Annotated in this window: 19 protein-coding genes; 7 read left to right on the plus strand and 12 right to left on the minus strand. The window is 57.0% G+C overall.

Annotation, left to right across the window (positions count from 1 at the left end; translation table 11 throughout):
* Window positions 1-62: 62 nt before the first annotated feature.
* Together argS and ABUK73_RS02355 are read right to left on the minus strand one after the other, a co-directional pair.
* Window positions 63-1,820, minus strand: coding sequence for an arginine--tRNA ligase (gene argS / locus ABUK73_RS02350; RefSeq protein WP_353575861.1), 1,758 nt, complete (start codon window positions 1,818-1,820; stop codon window positions 63-65).
* Window positions 1,821-1,892: 72 nt separating this feature from the next.
* Window positions 1,893-3,110, minus strand: a complete 1,218-nt coding sequence (locus tag ABUK73_RS02355; RefSeq protein WP_353575862.1) for a deoxyguanosinetriphosphate triphosphohydrolase — start codon at window positions 3,108-3,110, stop codon at window positions 1,893-1,895.
* 191 nt (window positions 3,111-3,301) lie between these two features.
* Here ABUK73_RS02355 and erpA point away from each other — a divergent pair, with 191 nt between their 5' ends.
* Together erpA and xth are read left to right on the plus strand one after the other, a co-directional pair.
* Window positions 3,302-3,631 carry an iron-sulfur cluster insertion protein ErpA gene (gene erpA, locus ABUK73_RS02360; RefSeq protein WP_113088290.1) on the plus strand — a complete coding sequence of 110 codons (330 nt, stop codon included), beginning with the start codon at window positions 3,302-3,304 and terminating at the stop codon, window positions 3,629-3,631.
* Between the two features lie 94 nt (window positions 3,632-3,725).
* Complete coding sequence (gene xth, locus ABUK73_RS02365; RefSeq protein WP_353575863.1) at window positions 3,726-4,523, plus strand: exodeoxyribonuclease III; 798 nt, start codon at window positions 3,726-3,728, stop codon at window positions 4,521-4,523.
* Window positions 4,524-4,619: 96 nt separating this feature from the next.
* On the opposite strand, the gene rpsD is transcribed toward xth, so the two are convergent.
* On the minus strand, window positions 4,620-5,237 hold the full coding sequence (gene rpsD / locus ABUK73_RS02370; protein WP_111838204.1) for a 30S ribosomal protein S4: 618 nt from the start codon (window positions 5,235-5,237) through the stop codon (window positions 4,620-4,622).
* Between the two features lie 440 nt (window positions 5,238-5,677).
* Here rpsD and ABUK73_RS02375 point away from each other — a divergent pair, with 440 nt between their 5' ends.
* Window positions 5,678-6,667: a TerC family protein gene (locus ABUK73_RS02375; protein WP_353575864.1), complete on the plus strand. Its 990-nt coding sequence runs from the start codon at window positions 5,678-5,680 to the stop codon at window positions 6,665-6,667.
* Window positions 6,668-6,896: 229 nt separating this feature from the next.
* On the opposite strand, the gene ABUK73_RS02380 is transcribed toward ABUK73_RS02375, so the two are convergent.
* The 7 genes from ABUK73_RS02380 to ABUK73_RS02410 form a co-directional block, all read right to left on the minus strand.
* Window positions 6,897-8,414 carry an ATP-binding protein gene (locus ABUK73_RS02380; RefSeq protein ID WP_353575865.1) on the minus strand — a complete coding sequence of 506 codons (1,518 nt, stop codon included), beginning with the start codon at window positions 8,412-8,414 and terminating at the stop codon, window positions 6,897-6,899.
* A gap of 129 nt (window positions 8,415-8,543) precedes the next feature.
* Entirely contained in the window at window positions 8,544-9,422 is an 879-nt protein-coding gene (locus ABUK73_RS02385) for an EamA family transporter (RefSeq protein ID WP_353575866.1), read from the minus strand.
* Window positions 9,423-9,465: 43 nt separating this feature from the next.
* Window positions 9,466-10,098 (minus strand): LysE family translocator, encoded by a 633-nt coding sequence (locus ABUK73_RS02390; RefSeq protein WP_353575867.1) that lies wholly within the window; start codon window positions 10,096-10,098, stop codon window positions 9,466-9,468.
* 577 nt (window positions 10,099-10,675) lie between these two features.
* A complete protein-coding gene (locus tag ABUK73_RS02395) occupies window positions 10,676-10,894 on the minus strand; it encodes a DUF1127 domain-containing protein (RefSeq protein ID WP_353575868.1) in 219 nt (72 codons plus the stop codon).
* 410 nt (window positions 10,895-11,304) lie between these two features.
* Complete coding sequence (gene murI, locus ABUK73_RS02400) at window positions 11,305-12,126, minus strand: glutamate racemase (protein ID WP_353575869.1); 822 nt, start codon at window positions 12,124-12,126, stop codon at window positions 11,305-11,307.
* Window positions 12,107-12,937, minus strand: coding sequence for an RNA methyltransferase (locus ABUK73_RS02405; protein WP_353575870.1), 831 nt, complete (start codon window positions 12,935-12,937; stop codon window positions 12,107-12,109). The genes murI and ABUK73_RS02405 overlap by 20 nt, the downstream gene beginning before the upstream one ends.
* A 77-nt stretch (window positions 12,938-13,014) precedes the next feature.
* Entirely contained in the window at window positions 13,015-13,545 is a 531-nt protein-coding gene (locus ABUK73_RS02410) for a hypothetical protein (protein WP_353575871.1), read from the minus strand.
* A 210-nt stretch (window positions 13,546-13,755) separates the two neighbouring features.
* Here ABUK73_RS02410 and ABUK73_RS02415 point away from each other — a divergent pair, with 210 nt between their 5' ends.
* The 4 genes from ABUK73_RS02415 to ABUK73_RS02430 all read left to right on the plus strand — a co-directional run bounded on the left by ABUK73_RS02415 (window position 13,756) and on the right by ABUK73_RS02430 (window position 16,818).
* Window positions 13,756-14,970 (plus strand): NADP-dependent isocitrate dehydrogenase, encoded by a 1,215-nt coding sequence (locus ABUK73_RS02415; protein ID WP_112500010.1) that lies wholly within the window; start codon window positions 13,756-13,758, stop codon window positions 14,968-14,970.
* 189 nt (window positions 14,971-15,159) lie between these two features.
* Window positions 15,160-15,507 (plus strand): YidB family protein, encoded by a 348-nt coding sequence (locus tag ABUK73_RS02420; protein ID WP_353575872.1) that lies wholly within the window; start codon window positions 15,160-15,162, stop codon window positions 15,505-15,507.
* 57 nt (window positions 15,508-15,564) lie between these two features.
* Window positions 15,565-16,023 (plus strand): hypothetical protein, encoded by a 459-nt coding sequence (locus ABUK73_RS02425; protein ID WP_353575873.1) that lies wholly within the window; start codon window positions 15,565-15,567, stop codon window positions 16,021-16,023.
* Window positions 16,024-16,191: 168 nt separating this feature from the next.
* Entirely contained in the window at window positions 16,192-16,818 is a 627-nt protein-coding gene (locus tag ABUK73_RS02430) for a glutathione S-transferase family protein (protein ID WP_353575874.1), read from the plus strand.
* A gap of 192 nt (window positions 16,819-17,010) precedes the next feature.
* Here the strand turns inward: ABUK73_RS02430 and alaS are convergent, their stop codons facing one another.
* Both alaS and recA read right to left on the minus strand, forming a co-directional pair.
* A complete protein-coding gene (alaS, locus tag ABUK73_RS02435; RefSeq protein ID WP_353575875.1) occupies window positions 17,011-19,674 on the minus strand; it encodes an alanine--tRNA ligase in 2,664 nt (887 codons plus the stop codon).
* Between the two features lie 191 nt (window positions 19,675-19,865).
* Window positions 19,866-20,954 carry a recombinase RecA gene (recA, locus tag ABUK73_RS02440; RefSeq protein ID WP_113088033.1) on the minus strand — a complete coding sequence of 363 codons (1,089 nt, stop codon included), beginning with the start codon at window positions 20,952-20,954 and terminating at the stop codon, window positions 19,866-19,868.
* Between the last annotated feature and the right edge of the window lie 170 nt (window positions 20,955-21,124).

The raw sequence follows: 21,124 nt of genomic DNA on the forward strand, positions 1-21,124 counted from the left end.
TGTTCCACCATCTACGCATCACAGCTCTTGCCAGCGTATTGTGAGCAAATAATGGTGAGATGTTATCGCATTTCGTCAGGTGCGTCCGCTCCCAAAAGCGTCAATCCAGACTTCAGTACATTTGCGACAGCATTCACCAGCCCTAACCTGGCAACGCTTAATTCTCGGTTTTTATCGTTAACAAAACGTAATTCTGGCTGATCTTTACCTTTATTCCAATGGCCATGGAAGGAACTGGCCAGATCATAAAGGTAAAAAGCAAGCCGATGAGGCTCGTGATTGAGTGCTGCGGACTCAATCAGACGCGGGTATTCGGCCAGTTTAGCAATCAGCTGCAACTCATTGACATCACTGATCAAAGACGCACTGGAGGCCATGGTCAACTGGGACACATCCAGGTCCGGAAATGCCTCGTTTGCCTGCCTGAAAACCGACTTGCAGCGAGCATGTGCATATTGCACATAAAACACTGGATTATCTTTGGATTGCTCCGTTACTTTGGCAAAATCGAAGTCCAGCGGCTCAGAATTCTTCCGATAGAGCATCATGAATCGCACCGGGTCGCGCCCGACTTCATCCACAACATCGCGCAAAGTGACGAAATCGCCGGAGCGTTTCGACATCTTTACCGGCTCACCATCGCGGAAAAGCTTGACCAGCTGGCACAGCAAAACCGTCAGTTTAGATTTGCCTTCGGAAACCGCCCGCGCAACCGCTTCTAGACGCTTGACGTATCCGCCATGGTCGGCACCCAGAACATAGATCATTTCGCCGAAGCCACGGTCGAACTTGTCTTTGAAATAGGCTACGTCTGCCGCGAAATAGGTGTACGAACCATCGGACTTGATCAGCGCGCGGTCCATGTCGTCACCGACTTCGGTGGAACGGAACAGCGTCTGCTCGCGGTCTTCCCAATCATCAGGCAGCTCGCCCTTTGGCGGCGGAAGCGTGCCCTTATAGACATGGCCCTTGAAGGTCAGATCGTTGATGGCAGATAGAATAGGTCCGGCATTGCCCGCATGCAGCGTGCGCTCCGAATAGAACACGTCGTGCTTCACGTTCAGCGCGGCCAGATCCTCGCGAATCATCACCATCATCGCGTCGATGGCCTTGTCCTTGACGATGGGTAGCCACTGCTCTTCAGGCATGGCGCGTAGCTTGATGCCGAATTCATCTGCCAGCGACTTGCCCAGCGGCACCAGATAATCACCCGGGTAAAGACCCGGCGGAATGGCACCGACCTCTTCGCCCAAGGCTTCGCGGTAACGCAGGAAGACCGAACGTGCCAGCACATCGATCTGCGAGCCCGCATCGTTGATGTAATATTCCTTGGTCACCTCATAGCCGGTGAAGGCCAGAACATTCGCCAGCGTATCGCCCACAACGGCGCCGCGGCAGTGGCCCACATGCATCGGACCAGTCGGGTTGGCGGAAACATATTCGACGTTGATCTTCTTGCCGGCGCCGACAGTCGAGCGGCCGTAATCGACGCCCTGCTCTATCATGCCTGCCAGAAGGCGCTGCCAATAGGCGACGGACACGCGGATATTGATGAAGCCCGGACCGGCGACATTGACGCTGTCCACATCGTCGTCCTGCTCCAGCGCTGGAACGATCAGCTCGGCCAAAGCGCGCGGATTGGTGCCCAGCGGCTTTGCCAGCACCATCGCAGCATTGGTCGCGACGTCGCCATGGCTGGGGTCGCGAGGAGATTCAATGGTAATTCGGCCGAAATCCACAGCATCGCGATGGGCTTTGACGAGGTCGATCGTCTCAAGCGCGTTTTTGATTCTGGTATCGAAATCGGCAAAAAGGTTCATCATCATATACCTGCGCGAAGGCTGTCATCTACGTCCCGGCAATATTGAAACCGGGTCTGCGGTTGCCGCTGCCTATCGTAAATCGGGGGTGTGGTCAAACAGGCGCTGGTGGGCTTTCAGTGCATAACTGTCGGTCATACCGGCCAGATAATCCCCGACATGCCGGGCTTTTGCGGCCACGCTCATGCCCGGAATGCTGTCTACCCAGTAGTGGCTCTGCATTTCTGCCGGGACCTCCATATAACGGTGGAAAAGATCGGTCACGATCTGCGTTGCACCGGCGCGAATGCGCATGATTTCCGCATGGCGATAGATATGGGCAAACAGCAGCTTCTTGATCTGCCTGTCCGTCTCCGCCATCTCGGGCGAGAACGTCGCCACGGTGTAATCAGCCCCACGAATATCCGCCGCAGATTTCGGCTTTAGCTTGCTCAGGTTCTGCTGCGCAACGCCGATAACATCTTCCACCATGCGGGTGATTTGCCGACGCATGATTTCATGGGCGAAGCGGTCATCTTCGAGATTGGGATATTTCGCCCGCACCTCTGCCATCAGGCCACTAAGGAAAGGCACCTCTTCCAGCATGTCGAAAGTCAGATAGCCCGCCCGCAAGCCGTCATCGATATCATGGGTGTTATAGGCAATGTCATCGGCGATGGCCGCGACCTGCGCCTCCAGGCTGGCGAAGGTGCCGATCTCGAGATCCTGCAATTCGCAATATTCGAGGATAGGCAGCGCGACGGGGCCATGCCCCCCCTTCGCATTTTCACCGATCAGCGGGCCATTGTGCTTCACAAGCCCTTCCAGCGTCTCCCATGTCAGGTTGATGCCGTCATATTCCGCGTAGCGACGCTCCAGCTTCGTAACGATGCGCAAGGACTGGGCATTGTGGTCGAAGCCCCCATAGGGCTTCAGCACCGCATCCAGCGCGTCCTCACCGGTATGACCGAAGGGTGTGTGGCCGAAATCGTGAACCAGCGCCACGCCTTCCGCCAGATCCTCATCAAGCTTTAGCGCGCGTGCCAGCGCACGGGCGATCTGCGCGACTTCCACCGTATGAGTCAGCCGGGTGCGATAATGGTCGCCGTCCGGGCTGATGAAGACCTGCGTCTTGTGCTTGAGGCGACGGAAAGCAGTCGTGTGGACGATGCGATCTCGGTCACGCTGGAAATCGGAGCGTGTGAGGCTAGAGGCTTCCGGAAACAGCCGCCCGCGTGTCGTCCATGGATCCGTGGCATAGACCGCCCTCTCTCCGCTTCCGAACCCCAATGCGCGCTGATCGATAATCATTCCGTATCCTGCCGAACTTTATCCCACGGTCTTGCCATTGACCTTTTCATCTACCCTTCATACCTATCCCGAAGGTTGCCGCAAAGCGTCATCGCTGCGCAACAAGGCTATAGACCGTTAATTTGACTGGTTTATAATCGCGTTTATACAAACATAGCTCTCCGGTTCTTGACCCCGGTTGGAGAAATCACATGACCACACCGATTACACTTTCCGAATCCGCCGCAAAGCGAATCGCCCAGATCGTAGCGGCCGAAGAGGGTAAACAGTCTCTGCGCGTCTCCGTCGAAGGCGGCGGCTGCTCCGGCTTTTCCTACAAGTTCGATCTCGATGGCGCCCCGACGGACGACGATCTCGTCATCGCCCGCGATGATGCCAAGGTACTGATCGACAGCATGTCCGTGATCTACATGGAAGGTTCGGAAATCGACTTCGTCGACAACCTGCTCGGCCAGTCCTTCCAGATCAAGAACCCGAATGCCGTTGCAAGCTGCGGCTGCGGCACCAGCTTCTCCATTTAAGCCAGCCGTCATTCCGCCTGTTGAAACCGTGAAAACGGGTGGCATTCGCCAGCACTTGGTTTAAAACGGACTCCATCACACAATGGAATGTCCGATGAAGATTGCCACCTGGAACATTAACGGCGTCAAGGCGCGCATCGAAAATCTCTGCCAATGGCTGAAGGATTCGAACCCCGATATTGCCTGCCTTCAGGAAATCAAATCCGTCGATGAGAATTTCCCACGCCTCGAAATCGAAGCGCTTGGCTACCATGTCGAAACGCATGGCCAGAAAGGCTTCAACGGCGTAGCGCTACTATCGAAGATGATGCCGGATGAGGTCAATCGCGGCCTGCCGGGTGATGATGCCGACGAACAGGCCCGCTTCATCGAAGGCGTGTTTTCCGTCAATGGCGGCGTGATCCGCGTCTGCTCGCTCTACCTGCCCAACGGCAACCCGCCGGATGATCCGGTCAAGTACCCTTACAAGCTGGCATGGATGGAGCGCCTGCGTCGTTTTGCAGAAGACCGCCTGCTGCTGGAGGAGCCGCTTATCCTTGCAGGCGACTACAATGTCATTCCCGAGCCCTTTGACTGCTACGACCCGCGCGCGTGGGAAGGCGACGCTCTGTTCCTGCCGCAGACCCGCGCCTCGTTCCGCAAGCTGGAAAATCTGGGGCTCACAGACGCCGCGCGCACGACAACGGATGAAGCTGGCCTCTATACCTTCTGGGATTATCAGGCGGGCGCATGGCCCAAAAATAACGGCATCCGCATCGACCACCTGATGCTGTCCTCGGAAGCAGCGGACAAGCTGCAATCCGTCTCTGTCGAAAAGCACGTCCGCGCTTGGGAAAAGCCATCCGACCACGTTCCCGTCTGCGGCTATTTCGACTTCAAGGTCGCCAGCTGACGTTTCACGATATCGCCAAACGTCTTTCTCTTCAAAAACCGCCCAACAAAAAAGCCGCCTCGAAGGGCGGCTTTTTCTATGACTGACACGCGTCGATTAACGCGAGTAGAATTCGACCACGAGGTGCGGTTCCATGACGACTGGGTATGGAACGTCAGACAGAGCTGGAACGCGAGCAAATGTCGCAACCATCTTGTTGTGATCAACTTCGATGTAGTCAGGAACGTCGCGCTCTGCGAGAGCAACAGCTTCCAGAACGGTTACGAGCTGCTTGGACTTCTGGCGAACTTCGATAACGTCGCCGACCTTGCAACGGTAAGAACCGATGTTGACGCGAACGCCGTTAACCGTGACGTGGCCATGGTTTACGAACTGGCGAGCAGCGAAAACGGTCGGTACGAACTTTGCGCGGTATACGATCGCGTCCAGACGGGACTCGAGCAGACCGATCAGGTTCTCGGAGGTGTCACCCTTGCGACGGTTTGCTTCGTCGTAGGTTGCGCGGAACTGCTTCTCGCGGATTTCACCGTAGTAGCCCTTGAGCTTCTGCTTGGCGCGCAGCTGCGTGCCGAAGTCGCTCATCTTGCCCTTGCGGCGCTGGCCGTGCTGGCCTGGGCCGTATTCGCGGCGGTTTACAGGGGACTTAGGACGACCCCAGATATTTTCGCCCATGCGGCGGTCAATTTTATACTTAGACGATTCGCGCTTGCTCATCGTATTTCCTTTCAGAATGTTACACCGGTTTGTCGCCAAACCGGATCAAGGAAACACGCCCTCCTCTGAAGTCCGATGAAGGACCTCTGACAGGTTTCTCACATTTGCGAATGGAGAAGCCACGGGACATGTCGGTGATGTTGACTACCGAACGTCAGTTATGAAACTGCAAGGCAGTCAACGAAACACACCGAGCATTGCTGCCCGGTGTTGAGCGGCTTCTAGGGGGCGTTCATAAAAATGTCAACGAGAAAAAAGTTTGGCGATCCTCTTGAAACAGGATTTCGCCACATTATTTCATCGTCGTGATCAGAACTCGGGCCCCTCTGGCGTATTACCGGACAATACGCGATGTCGAGTTTCTTAAGGTTGGGGCCACGTTATAACTATCACACGTTCCCCATCCGTAAAGCCAACCTCGTCCGGCTAAAGGTTGACTGATGGACTTCCTCTTTTCGGATTTTCTCGGCACGCCCACATGGATGTGGGGCGTCTTCATTTCTCTCGTATTGGGTCTTCTCGCTCTCGATCTTGGCGTTCTGCATAAGAACTCCAAGGAAATCGGCATGCGCGAAAGCCTCTTGATGTCCGGCTTCTACATCGCCATCGGCTTGGCCTTCGGCGGCTGGATCTGGTATCAGTCGGGCCAGCAATCGGCCATGGAATATGTCACCGGCTTCGTGGTCGAAAAAAGCCTGGCGATGGATAACATTTTCATCATCGCCATGATCTTTTCCTACTTCGCCATTCCCCGCCAATATCAGCACCGCGTGCTGCTGTGGGGTATCCTCGGCGTCATCGTCCTGCGCGGTATCATGATTGCCGCCGGTGCGGCCATCGTCGAAAACTTCCACTGGGTTCTCTATATCTTTGCCGCGTTTCTGGTCTTCACCGGCCTCAAGATGCTGTTTTCGTCGGACCATGATGAAAACGATATCGGCAACAACAAGATATTGAAGTTCCTGCGCCGTCACCTGCCGGTGACCAATGCACTGCACGGCGAAAAATTCATCGTCAAGGAAGTCGATGAGAAGACTGGCAAGTTGAAGACCTTCGTGACGCCGCTGTTTCTGGCGTTGATCATGGTCGAAATCGCCGACCTTATCTTCGCGGTCGATTCGATCCCGGCGATCTTCGCGATCACCACGGACCCGTTCATCGTCTACACATCGAACATCTTTGCGATCCTTGGCCTGCGTGCGCTCTACTTCGCGCTGGCTGCGCTCATCCACCGCTTTGCGTATCTGAAATATGCGCTGGCTGCGGTTCTGGTCTTCGTCGGCTCGAAAATCTTCGTGGCAGACATGCTGGGCATCGCCAAGATCCCGCCTGCCCTGTCGCTGGGCGTAACGGTTGCCATCCTAGTAACGGGTGTTGTCGGCTCGCTGCTGGCCACACGCAAGGAAACGAAGTCCATCGACAAGGTTTAAGGACGTTTGATCGTGATGAGGAAAGGCGGGGAAACCCGCCTTTTTTTCGCGTGCATCTATCTCTTCCGTCACCCCGCACTTGATGCGGGGTCCAGCCGCCTTGCGTCTGCAAGGCAAGAAGAGTCATTTGTCGGGCACAGGGCGAGAGGAGTCTTGCGACGCGCAGACGCGCGTCTGCTGGATGCCGGGTCAAGCCCGGCATGACGGAGAGATAAACAATCCAAACACCCTACTCAGCCGCCAGCTTCGCAATATCCTCAGCCGCATCCGCATCTCCGGGTGCGGTTTTTGCGTCGAGGTCGGGGAAAGCAACGATGCGCTTGCCGGAGAAATCGGCGTGGACGACCACCAGTTCCTTCTCCTCGAAATAGCCGAGCAGCATGCGCGCACGCCGCGCCGAATGCGTGCCATAGGCCCGGGCAATCCGGGCGTCAGACGGGCAAGGCTCTTGCGCCAGTGCCGCCTTGACGAGCAGCAGGAATACACCCTGCAAATCATCGGAGACGTTCTTCGAAAGATCGAGCGCCTTCTGCCAGTCCTCGCTTGCTGCCATCTCTGCATCCACGCCGGAACGGGTTATCGCGACCTGCCGGCGGAATTCGGATAGAGACATTGGTGTGCCGGGAATGCGGCGCATGCGAGCACGCACCAGAAACTCCTGATACAACACCGCATCCGTGCGGTATGCCGATTGCGGGTCGTCCATGATTTCGGTCAGCACCAGCGAAATCTTCTCGGTCCGCTCTTCAGGCGAAAGCTCCGGCTGGCTGCTGCGTTGCGGCTGCTGCGGTTCCGGCCCGCCAATGGCAGGCGTGGAGCGCGAAAGCTCCGCCAGAATATCCGTGGTCGGGCGTGGTGCCGGAGGGGTGCGACGCACTGGAGAGCGCGTAAACTCTTCCGGGTCAGGCGTGAAAATCAGGTCTTCAACATCCTGGGGCGAGTCCGGCAATGGCATCAGCTTTGGCGAGGAAGACCGCGCCGAGGTCTCGACGTTGCCGATGACGATCGGCAACGGACGGCGCGACAGAGCGGGGCCCAGCGCCACGAAATTGCCGCGCTGGAGATCGCGGAACATTTCCGCCTGACGACGATCCATGCCCAAGAGATCAGCGGCGCGCGCCATGTCGATATCGAGGAAGGTGCGGCCCATCAGGAAGTTGGAGGCTTCAGCCGCCACGTTCTTGGCAAGCTTTGCCAGACGCTGCGTGGCGATAACGCCGGCCAGACCGCGCTTTCGGCCACGGCACATGAGGTTGGTCATGGCACCCAGCGACATCTTGCGGGCGTCTTCCGTCACCTCACCGGCAACTGATGGAGCAAACATCTGCGCTTCGTCCACCACGACCAGTACCGGATACCAGAACTCACGGTCGGCATCGAACAGGCCATTGAGGAAGGCGGCGGCGGCGCGCATCTGCTGCTCGATATCGAGCCCTTCCAGCGTTAGAACGCAGGAAACGCGATGCTGCCGGATGCGGTTGGCGATGCCTGCAAGCTCGCCTTCGGTGCGCTCACCATCCACCACCACATGGCCGAACTTATCGGCCAGCGTAACGAAATCGCCTTCGGGATCAATGATGACCTGCTGCACCCAGGGGGCGGATTGCTCCAGCAATCGGCGCAGGAGATGCGATTTACCGGAACCGGAATTGCCCTGCACCAGCAAACGCGTGGCAAGCAATTCTTCAATATCGAGCTTGGCCGCCTGCCCGCCCGATAGGGTTCCCATGTCGATACCGACCTGCAATTTAACAATTCCCTGCACTGCGAATGGATAACCGCCGATTCGTTGAAACGACCGCGAACCTCTCCCTTAGCAAAAAAATCAGCTGATGGCCTGTGGCGTCAATGCAATGCACAGGGAATATCGCTAACCTCAGGATGCAACGCGCCGCAACGACAGGCGCCGACCGAATACGTTGAGCGCCAGCCCCGCCACCACAAGCGTACTACCAATGATTTCCAAGAGGGTGATTTCCTCGGCAAAGGCGAAATAGGCGCCAAGAAAGCCGACGATCGGCACCAGAAGCGAAAATGGCGCGACAGTGCCCGCGGGATAACGCAACAGAAGGAAACTCCAGATGCCAGCGCCAACGATGGTCGCACCATAGGCCATGTAAACCACGACCAGCACCGTCATCAGGTTGGCGGAGGCCAACCCCGCCGAGATGGCCTGCGGACCTTCCAGCACCAGCGAAAGCGCGACCAACGGCAACACCGGCACAAGGCTCGTCCAGGCCACGAAGGAAACGGCGTTGACGCGCCCGACCTTGCGATTGACGATGTTGCCAATGGCCCAACTGAAGGCAGCGCCAATGCACATCAAAAGCGGCACCATGGCGCTGATGTTCAGACGCTCAAGACCGATGACGGCCAGACCGCCGAATGCCACAGCGGCACCGGCAACATGGGATTTCAGCGGAATTTCACCCAGCAATGTGACCGCCAGCGCCATGGTGAAGAAGGCTTGCGCCTGCATGACCAGCGACGCCAAGCCAGCGGGAAGTCCCCATTTGATGGCCGTGTAGAGCAGACCGAACTGCGCACAGCCCATGACCATGCCGTAAATGACCATATGCGGCCACGGCACTTTCGGGCGCGGTAAAAAGAAGATGAGCGGAACAGCGGCAAAGAAGTAGCGCAGTGCTGTCAGAAACAAGGGCGGCATATCCATGACGCCGACCTTGATGACAACGAAGTTGAAGCCCCACAAAAACACGGTAACGAGGGCGAGTAGGATATGCGGCACGGCCATTTTGTTTTTATCCAATCGGGTGCCGCATGGGATTACGGCGTTCTTAACCGGCAGCGCGCTTCCAACCGGCAGTCAGCAGGCCAGCACCGATCAGCAGGCTGCCGCCTGTACGGTTGACGATAAGCTGGACATTGGGCTTACGAATGGTGTTGCGGGCCGCACTTGCCAGCAACCCATAAAGAGCCGCGTTGCAGGTGGCAAGCACAAGGAAGGTCACTTCGAAAATCATGACCTGCGGCCAGAAGGGTAGCGATGGCGTCAGAAACTGCGGCAGAAACGCCACGAAGAAGATGATGCTCTTCGGGTTCAAAGCCGTGACGATGTAGGTGTGCAGGAAGATTCTCAGCGGACGTTCCTTGCCGCTTGCCTCTTCTTGAGCGCCCTCACCGCCCACCGGTGTCCGCCACAGCTTGATACCGAGATAGATCAGATAAGCGGCACCAACCCATTTCAGCACGGTAAACAGCGCAGCCGATGTCGCCAGCAGCGCGCCCAGCCCCAGCATCGACGCCGTCATGGCGGTGAAATCCCCCAATGCGACCCCAGCCACCGTAGCAGAACTCGCCTTGCGCCCATGACCGAGCGCATAGGAAATAACGAGCAAAATCGTCGGCCCGGGAATGGCGAGCATGACAGCGGATGCGGCCACGAAGGCCAACCAGTTTTCTATTGGCATAATGATGTCCCCTTTTCGTAATTGTTGTTCAGAAAGCCACCGTGAGACGCTGATATCAAGTGATATTATCCACCCCACGGGTTGATCGTTTAATGATCAAAAAACTGGCTGTAGACGCTCCTGCGCCTAAGCCAAACTTGTGATACGCCTGCATGACTACCCACGTCCGGGCAGAAAGTCCGGGAATGTCCATAAGAGCCATCTCCAACTTCAAGCACGGGACGTATTCCTCCTTCCGTCATACCGGCCTTGAGCCGGTATCCAGTCAGACCAAGTCCTTGGTCTGAAGAGAGTCTTCCCGCCGCGCAGACGCGCGTCGGCTAGACCCCGGCTCAGGGCCGGGGTGACGGAATTTGAGAAGTTTCCGCCCAAATGTCCTCCAATTCAAACCGAAAAGCAGTGGGACAAGCCCAAAGATGACGGCAGAGGGTATCCAATATCGTGGTTCGTCCGACGTCATATGTTTGTCCGCGTACAACATGATACTGTCCGGTCGAAATAAACCGGCCCTTCGTCGCCGTTACACTGGACAGCCTGAGACGACCTCCCCGCCGATTAACCGACGGAGAGATCCACGTCAAAACCGCGGCATCCATGGCGGTATCAGTGGTTCACCGGACAGTTTTTTGTGTACCGGCAGGCCGATATCGCGCCGCAAATGGTCGGATAGATGCGAAACGTGAACCCGTGCCCGGTGGCGGCGCCACGCGACCACGAATAGGGCCTGAACGGTTGCCCATGCGCCGAACTGGCTGAACAGGTCGTCGACATGGTCGGAAAGGTTATTTACACTCAAAGATTGTTCTTGAGACATGGGAAATCCGCCCCGGCGCACCATGGCGACCAGGTCCTTTCGTGATGAGAAAAGACGTGCGGGACCGACAGACACAGCAAGACGCTGCGACGGCTTAACGACGATCGACACGTTATGAGGTACGTTGAAAAGGCCTATAAAGGCTGAGGAACGGCTTTAAATCGCTGTTCCGCGTCGGACTGATGGCATAATAGTGGCGGTAAGCGCCGTTGCCATAAGTCGAACCACGCCAAAGAGGCCGTGCATATTAAATGTATTCATTTGTAAGCCTCCTTGTTTGAGTTGCGGGCCTGAGTTTTGTGACATGAGTTCGATTCGATTTCAATAGACGCAATCTCGAATTGCATCAAAGGGCAGAAATCAGTGCAAAAATGCCACAGGTGGGCTTTCTGCTAGTCGGCAACGCGCAGGCCAAAACCCTGCATAAGTCTGCGCGTGGTGAAATCCGGCTGGCCGGATGTGAAAATGGCAAAGTCGAAACCATCGGGATGTTCTGCGCCGTGCACAAGCTCCACCTTGCGCCGTGCCTGCCGGGCAATGGCTTCTGCCGGGTCCAGCCAGTCCACCGGCCATGGCGCAAGCCTGCGGAAGACATTCGCCATGAACGGATAATGTGTGCAGGCCAGCACGACGATATCGGTGCGTTTTCCACCGTCCTCGATGAAACAGGGCGCTATTTCCGCTATCACATCGTCATCGGAAACCGGCTCTCCGCGAATCCACGCCTCTGCCATGCGGGCGAGGTTTTCCGAGCCGACGAGGCGCACATGGCATTGCGAGGCGAAGGACTGGATGAGATCGCGCGTATAGGCACGCTTTACGGTGCCGGGCGTGGCCAGAACGGAGACGAGGCCTGAGCGCGTGCGCTCTGCTGCGGGCTTGATGGCGGGCACCGTGCCCACAAAGGTCATGTCGGGAAACTCTGCCCTCAGAGCCGCACCCGCCAGCGTAAAGGCAGTGTTGCAGGCAACAATGCAAATTTCCGGCTGATAGTTTTCGATCAGCCGGGCAAACAGCGACAGAAGCCTTTCGCGCAAGGCGTCTTCTTCCCAGCCGCCATAGGGAAAGGCCGCGTCATCTGCGACATAGACAAAGCCACGCTCCGGCATCAACACCCGAGCTTCACGCAAAACAGTCAGTCCGCCGATGCCACTGTCAAACACCAGCAACGGCTTGAGTGTCGTCTCTACGGTATTACGCGTTGTCGCCGTCATTGTCCGCATTGCTCCCGTCAGCATAAGGACCGTTGCTGCCGCGTGGTGTCTGGCGGCCATATTTGTCGAAAGTACCAAACACGCCGCGCAGCACGCTGATTTCCTGCGAGGTCAGCGCCCTGCGAGACAGGACGGCCCGCAGATTTTCGATCATGCGCTGCTTCTTGCCTTCCGGGCGGAAATAGCCGCGCGCGTCCAGCGCCTCTTCCAGCTGCTCGAACAGACCGTAAAGCTGCTCTTTCGTCGCCTGCTTCTGCTCGAGAGGTTCGAACAGCGTCTGGCTCAAGTCCTCCATGCCTGACTTCATCCATTCATAGGACATCAGCAGCACGGCCTGCGCTATGTTGAGCGAGGCAAAGGCGGGGTTGACCGGAAAGGTCACGATCTCATCGGCCAGCGCCACTTCCTCATTGGTCAGGCCCCAACGTTCACGACCGAAGAGGATGCCGGTTTTCTCACCTGACTTGAATTTGACGCGCAGCGTCTCAGCCGCAACCACGGGCGCACGCACCGGCTTGAAGCCGTAGCGCTCCCGCGCCGTTGTCGCATATGTAAACTGCAGATCAGCCGTCGCTTCTTCGATAGTGTCGAACACCCGCGTATTATCGATGACGTGATCGGCCTTGGAGGCAGCAGACCGCGCCTTCTCATTCGGCCAGCCATCACGCGGATTGACCAGCCGCAGCTCGGCCAGACCAAAATTGGCCATGGCGCGTGCCACCATGCCGATATTTTCGCCCAGCTGGGGTTCGACAAGAATGATTGCCGGACCTTCCGCCAGAAGCTCGAGCTCGCTGTTTGTACCTGCCATAGTCGCCTTCCAATATTTCGGCGTTTCACTGGCACAGTTTTCTGGACAAATCAAAGGCAGCGGCCCGCGAAAGCGGCTTATTCGCCCTTGATGATGTTTGTCATCTCTTGAACGACGGAATCACGGCCCTCGTCACCCACGCGGTGGATGTCGTTGATCACAGGCTTGCCGTCTTCCTCGATCACATCGAAATTAACCTGATCGACTGTCGCCTTCATCTCGGCCTCATCCATGCAGGCCCAAAGCTTGAACTTTACGGTGACATCCGTCACGCCATCCTTGGCCGGCGCTGGCGTAATGCTGATGTCCTGCAAGGGGCAGCCATCCTGCGAATTGGTAACGACGTCGTAACCGAAAGGATCGCCCTTATCGCCGCTCTCCACATCGGAAGCAGGCTTCTTAGACGCTTCACGATACTGCGCCACGAAGGCTTTGCTGAACAGCGTCGTCAGCAGATCCTCATCGAAGATGTATTTCCAGTCATCCGCCTCGCCCGACCAGTTCTTGACGGTGATGTCCATCACCTTTTTAACCGGCTCCGTCGGGTCTGCCGCAAAGGCGTTGGTCGCAAAGAGAATGGCGGCGGTGGCGAGCAGAATGTTCCGCATGATGATGTCCTGGCACGGGGCTTACCCTACGTAAGCGATTCGCCAGACTTTAATTCGCGGATGGTTTTTGGCAATGAGTCTCAGGTTGTTTTAGAACCAAAAAAGCGTGTCTATGGCTTTGCCTTCGACGCTCACGATGCTATAGCGCCACGGGATATTTTTTGCATATCGCGCCCTCCCGGCGCAATCGTTCTCGAAGGTGAGGAATTCATGACAAAGATCAAGGTAGCCAATCCGGTCGTCGATCTCGACGGCGACGAAATGACCCGTATCATCTGGCAGCTCATCAAGGACAAGCTGATCCTGCCATACCTCGATCTGGATATCGAATATTACGATCTTTCCGTTGAAAACCGCGATGCTACCAACGACCAGGTAACGGTCGATGCGGCCCATGCCATCAAGAAGCACGGCGTCGGCATCAAGTGCGCGACGATCACGCCAGACGAAGATCGCGTCAAGGAATTCAACCTCAAGCAGATGTGGAAGAGCCCGAACGGCACGATCCGCAACATTCTCGGCGGCGTTATTTTCCGCGAACCTATCATCTGCAAAAACGTGCCGCGCCTCGTTCCCGGCTGGACCAAGCCTATCGTTGTTGGCCGTCACGCTTTCGGCGACCAGTACAAGGCAACCGATTTCAAGTTCCCCGGCAAGGGCAAGCTGTCCATCAAGTTCGTTGGTGAAGACGGTCAGGTCATCGAGAAGGACGTGTTCGACGCGCCCGGCGCTGGCGTTGCCATGGCCATGTACAACCTCGACGAATCGATCCGCGAATTCGCCCGCGCATCCATGAACTATGGCCTGATGCGCAAGTGGCCGGTTTACCTGTCCACCAAGAACACCATCCTCAAGGCCTATGACGGCCGCTTCAAGGATTTGTTCGAAGAAATCTACCAGACGGAATTCAAGGCAAAGTTCGACGAAGTCGGCATTACCTATGAGCACCGCCTGATCGACGACATGGTTGCCTCTGCTCTGAAGTGGTCCGGTGGTTACGTCTGGGCATGCAAGAACTATGACGGCGACGTACAGTCCGATACGGTTGCGCAGGGCTTCGGCTCGCTCGGCCTGATGACCTCCGTTCTTCTGTCGCCAGATGGCCGCACGGTTGAAGCCGAAGCTGCGCACGGCACGGTGACACGTCACTACCGCCAGCACCAGAAGGGTCAGGAAACCTCGACCAACTCCATCGCCTCGATCTTCGCCTGGAGCCGTGGCCTCGCTCACCGCGCCAAGCTGGACGACAACGCGGAACTGGCTCGCTTCGCCTCTACGCTGGAAACTGTCTGCGTCGACACCGTCGAAGCCGGCTACATGACCAAGGACCTCGCGCTGCTGATCGGCCCCGACCAGCCTTGGCTCTCCACAACGGCGTTCCTCGACAAGATCGATGAAAACCTCAAGAAGGCCATGGCTGCCTGATAGGCCATTCGTCTTTTTTAGACACGATACCCGCGTCACCGACGCGGGTATTTTTTTGTCCGGATGCCGCCCGCCAGCCGCGACATGCGCCGTATGATTGCTGATGACAGAAATGTTATGAACTGGTAATGTAGCGACAGATGAAAGTGCCCGAATACATAATAAATGCTCTTCTCGAGGGTGGTTATAATGGGACTTTTGGATGGACTTGGAAGTATCATTGGCGATGCGCTGAGCGGAAAGTCAGTCAATCTGGCCGCCGTTGCCAACCAACTTTTTCAAAATGCCGGTGGCCTGCAAGGCATAACCGACCAGCTGAACCGAGCGGGTCTTGGCGAACAGGTCGCCTCATGGATCGGCACGGGTAACAATCTCCCCGTTTCTGCCGAGCAGATCAAAGCAGCCTTATCATCAGAGCAATTGCGCAGCCTGGCTCAATCCTTCGGGGTTGATATCGACCAGCTGCCACAGATCCTTGCCGAACATTTGCCCAAGGCAATCGACAAGGACAGCCCCGACGGCGTTCTTCCGTCCTGAGTGGCGATCACCCGCATGCATCATCCATAGAGGCAATCCAATAAGAGAGGCAGTCCAATGTCTACAAAGCTTCTGCTCGCAGCCGCCGGTACCTTGATGGCCAGTTTCGCACTGTCATCGCCTGCATCTGCGTTGACCATGAAAGAATGCAGCACCAAATACCAGGCCGCCAAAACAGATGGCAGCGCCAAGGACATGAAATGGAATGACTACCGCGCCAAGTTCTGCGGCGCAGATACAGCCGCGGCAGATGCTGCGGACGAGAAGGACGTCGCATCGACCCCGGAAAAAGAACCCGACAAGCCGATGATGGCTGCGCCCAAAGGCGTAACCTTCCCCAAGGCCGTGGATAAGAAATATGCCTCTGAAACGCCCGGCAAGGCGCGCATGAAGACCTGCGTGGACAGCTACCATGCCAACAAGGATGCGGGCACGCTAAACGACCTCAAATGGATTCAGAAAGGTGGCGGCTACTGGAGCCTTTGCAGCTCCGCGCTCAAGGCCGTAAAGAGCTGAAGACCATACGTTAGACAGATCATCAGAGACCCGGCTTTGCCGGGTTTCGTTTTATGGCGCAATGTCTTGATTGCGTCGCATCGCAGGCGCAAAATTCCCTCAGACAACATCTGCCGACAAGAGGCCAAGCGAGAGCGACGTGAAGCAGAAAGCAAGGGAGGAAACATCATGAGCGAACTCACATTCTACACCAACCCCATGTCCCGCGGGCGCATCGTGCGCTGGATGCTGGAAGAAGTCGGCGTGCCCTACAACACGGAAATTCTGGGCTTTGGCGACCAGATGAAATCCCACGCCTACAAGACCATCAACCCCATGGGCAAGGTTCCGGCCATCAAGCATGGCGATACGATCGTCACCGAATGTGCCGCCATTTGTGCCTATCTTGCCGATGCCTTCCCGGGCGCAAACCTTGCGCCAGCGGTCAAGAACCGCGGGCTTTATTATCGCTGGCTGTTCTTCGCGGCAGGTCCACTGGAAATGGCCGTGACCATGAAAGCGATGGGATTTGAAATCTCACCGGACAAATTGCGCATGGCCGGATGCGGCTCTTACGCCGATGTCATGAGAACGCTGGAACAGGCGGTCAGCGAAAACCAGTTCGTCGCAGGCGACCACTTCACAGCCGCCGATGTCTATGTCGGCTCCCATATCAGCTGGGGCCTGCAATTCGGCACCATCGAAAAACGCCAGCATTTTGTGGATTACCTCGGCCACCTCAGCGAACGCCCGGCCTATAAGCGCGCGCATCAAATCGATGAAGAAGCCACGAAGCAGTTGCAGGCAGCGAGTTAAGGGGGTTTGGTGAGCAGGCATATGGCGCGTTTCAAATACGCTTAGCTATTTCTTCCGCATCCTCGGGCTCATCCCGGGGATCTAACGAACCCCAACATTCAACATATTCAGTGCTTTGCAAGCCAGGGGGTGAAGCGATCAGAAGCCTCATATGCAAAGGGCGGGTCAAACCCGCCCTTTTTTTTCAATTAATCAAGCAGCGAGCGCTGCGGCCACGGCCTCTATGGCCTCATCCGCCTTTGCGCCATCCGGCCCACCGGCCTGCGCCATATCCGGACGACCGCCGCCGCCTTTGCCGCCGAGAGCAGCGGACGCGGTGCGCACCAGATCAACTGCACTGAAGCGCGAGGTCAGGTCTTCGGTGACGGCAGCAACCGCGCTGGCCTTGCCGTCTTCTGAAACCGCGATCAGCAGAACCACGCCGGAGCCAAGGCCACCCTTGGCTTCATCCGCAAGGCTCTTCAGGTCCTTCGCATCGATGCCGGAGAGAGACTTGGCAAGGAATTTCACGCCGCCGATTTCCTTGACATCGCCAGCAGAACCCTCGGACGAAGCGCCACCCATGGCGAGCTTTCGACGGGCGTCGGCCAGTTCACGCTCCAGTTTCTTGCGCTCATCCAGCAGGCCTTCGACGCGGCCCAGCACTTCGGCTGGCTGAACCCTGAGCGAAGACGCAAGCGCCTTGACGCGATCATCCTGCTCGGCCAGATAGGCGAGAGCCCCTGCCCCCGTAACCGCTTCGATACGACGCACACCCGCGCTCACGGCGCTGTCGCCAAGAACGCGTACCAGACCGATCTGGCCGGTGGCCGCAACATGCGTGCCGCCGCAGAGTTCAACGGAATAGGGACGATTGGCCTTCGCGCCGTGAATGCCCGTGCCCATCGATACGACACGAACTTCATCGCCGTATTTCTCACCGAATAGCGCCATCGCACCTTCGGCAATCGCATCGTCCACGCTCATCAGGCGCGTGACGACAGGCGAATTCTGGAGAATGATTTCGTTGGCCATTTCCTCGACGATCTTCAACTCCTCAGCCGACATGGGCTTGGGGTGAGAGACGTCGAAACGCAGCCGCTCGGGCGCGACCAGCGAACCCTTCTGGGCGACATGCGTGCCGAGAACTTCGCGAAGCGCTTCATGCAGCAGGTGCGTGGCGGAATGGTTGGCGCGCAGGCGTGAGCGGCGGTCGTGATCGACCGTCAGCTGAACTTCATCACCAACCTTGACGCCACCCTTGGCAACAGTGCCGATATGCACGAAGAGGCCTTCGCCCTTCTTGTGCGTGTCGGACACCGTGAAGCTGCCGTCGTCGGACGAGATGATGCCGGTATCACCCATCTGGCCACCGGACTCACCGTAGAATGGCGTCTGGTTGACGACGATTTGAATGCTTTCGCCCTCAACAGCGCTATCGACAGACTTGCCATCCTTGACGATGGCCTGAACGATACCTTCCGCCGTTTCCGTGTCGTAACCCAAAAACTCGGTTGCGCCGTGCTTTTCTTTGAGTTCGAACCAGACGGTTTCGGTCGCCTTGTCGCCGGAGCCGGTCCAGTGTGAGCGAGCCTCGGCCTTCTGACGCTCCATAGCGTCTGTGAAGCCGGCAACATCCACGCCGATTTCGCGGGCGCGAAGTGCATCCTGCGTCAGATCGAGCGGGAAGCCGTAGGTGTCATGAAGCTTGAAGGCCGTTTCACCGTCCAGCATGTCGCCCTTGTGGAGCGTGGATGTGGCATCCGACAGCAGGGTCAGGCCACGGGCCAGCGTCTTGCGGAAGCGGGTTTCTTCGAGCTTCAGCGTTTCCGAAATCAGCGCTTCGGCACGCACCAGTTCAGGATAGGCGCGACCCATCTGCTGAACGAGTGCTGGCAGCAGCTTCCAGATCAGCGGCTCGCGCGAGCCCAGCAATTCGGCATGGCGCATGGCGCGGCGCATGATGCGGCGCAGGACGTAGCCACGACCTTCATTCGACGGTAGAACGCCATCGGCAATCAGGAAGGCAGAAGAGCGCAGATGGTCGGCGATGATGCGATGGCTTGCGCGGTTCGCACCTTCAGCCGGAACGCCGGTGGCTTCGACGGACGCGGAAATCAGCGCGCGGAACAGGTCGGTATCGTAATTGTCGTGCTTGCCCTGAAGCAGCGCGGAAATGCGCTCCAGACCCATGCCGGTATCGATGGACGGGCGCGGCAGATCGATGCGCTGTTCCTTCGTCACCTGCTCATACTGCATGAACACGAGGTTCCAGATTTCGATGAACCGGTCACCGTCTTCATCGGCAGAGCCGGGAGGGCCGCCCCAGATGTGGTCGCCATGGTCATAGAAGATTTCGGAACAGGGACCGCACGGGCCGGTATCGCCCATCGCCCAGAAATTGTCGCTGGTCGGAATGCGGATGATGCGATCATCGGAGAAACCGGCAATCTTCTTCCACAGGTCGAAGGCTTCGTCATCGGTGTGATAGACCGTCACAAGCAGACGGTTCTTGTCGATACCGAATTCCTTGGTGATCAGGTTCCAGGCGTGTGTGATCGCCTCTTCCTTGAAATAATCGCCAAAGGAAAAGTTGCCCAGCATTTCGAAGAAGGTGTGGTGACGGGCGGTGTAGCCGACATTGTCCAGGTCGTTATGCTTGCCACCGGCGCGCACGCATTTCTGCGACGACGCGGCTGTCGAGTATGGGCGGCTTTCCAGTCCGGTGAAGACGTTCTTGAACTGCACCATGCCCGCATTGGTGAACATCAATGTCGGGTCGTTGCGCGGCACCAGCGGGCTGGATGGCACGATTTCGTGGCCGTTCTTCTTGAAGTAGTCGAGGAAGGTCGACCGGATTTCATTTACACCGCTCATACGAAGTCCTTCATTGCCACGCAGTCACGCGGCCATAGCATAAAAATCAATGGCTTTTATCGCTCACCACCCTGCCTGTCCAGCCAAAGAGGGCGGCGTTACGACACAAATAAAGGCCGCGCGAAACAATCGCACGGCCTTTACAGTTCAAATTCCAAGATATCGCCGAGCCGGAGCCGGGCAAAGCTCACTTATGCGTCGGGGTCAACGCCGTCAGAATCGGCTTCCGGTCCACCATTCTCAAGGAAGCGCTCTGCGATCAGACCAGCATTCTGGCGAAGGGCCAGTTCGATCTCATTGGCAACCGCAGGGTTTTCCTTGAGGAAGGTCTTGGCGTTTTCACGCCCCTGCCCCAGACGCTGGCTGTTATAGGAGAACCAGGCACCTGACTTCTCAACAAGCCCGGCCTTGACGCCAAGGTCAACCAGCTCACCGGTCTTGGAAACGCCTTCGCCATACATGATGTCAAACTCGACCTGTTTGAAGGGAGGTGCCATCTTGTTCTTGACGACCTTGACGCGGGTCTGGTTGCCGACGACTTCTTCGCGATCCTTGACCGCACCGATGCGGCGGATGTCGAGGCGAACGGAGGCGTAGAACTTCAGCGCGTTGCCGCCCGTCGTTACTTCCGGCGAACCATAGGAAATACCGATCTTCATACGGATCTGGTTGATGAAGATGACCATCGTCTTCGACTTGGAAATCGAAGCTGTCAGCTTGCGCAGCGCCTGGCTCATCAAGCGAGCCTGAAGGCCCGGCAGGCTGTCGCCCATTTCGCCTTCAATTTCCGCACGCGGTGTTAGCGCCGCAACGGAGTCGACCACGAGAACATCACACGCACCGGAACGCACCAGCGTATCGGTGATTTCGAGCGCCTGCTCACCCGTATCAGGCTGGGAGATCAGAAGATTGTGCAGATCGACGCCGAGCTTGCGGGCATAGACTGGATCGAGCGCATGTTCGGCATCCACGAAGGCGCAAATGCCGCCCTTTTTCTGCGCTTCTGCAATGGTCTGCAAAGCAAGCGTCGTCTTACCGGAGCTTTCCGGTCCATAGATTTCGATGATGCGGCCCCTTGGCAGACCACCGATGCCGAGTGCAACATCGAGGCTGAGCGACCCTGTCGAAATGGTCTCTACCTCGACGATACTTTCATTGGAACCGAGCTTCATAATCGATCCCTTACCGAACGAACGTTCGATCTGGGAAAGCGCCGCTTCCAGTGCCTTGCTTTTATCCACTGCTTTGTCCTCTACAAGACGCAAAGAATTTTGTGCCATCTGGAAACCACCTTTAGGTTATTGAAGCCGCACAGGCAATGAAGCTCTCTATGGCGATTTTGTACTTTATTTGTTCTCCCTCCACAAGCGCGCATCATCATATTGAAATCAAATATGGATAAGTCCTTTGTTCTACTTTTGTTTTTCTTTTTGCTCTGTGGAAAAAATGG

Source organism: Agrobacterium vacciniicorymbosi (assembly GCF_040427045.1).
Lineage (GTDB): Bacteria > Pseudomonadota > Alphaproteobacteria > Rhizobiales > Rhizobiaceae > Agrobacterium.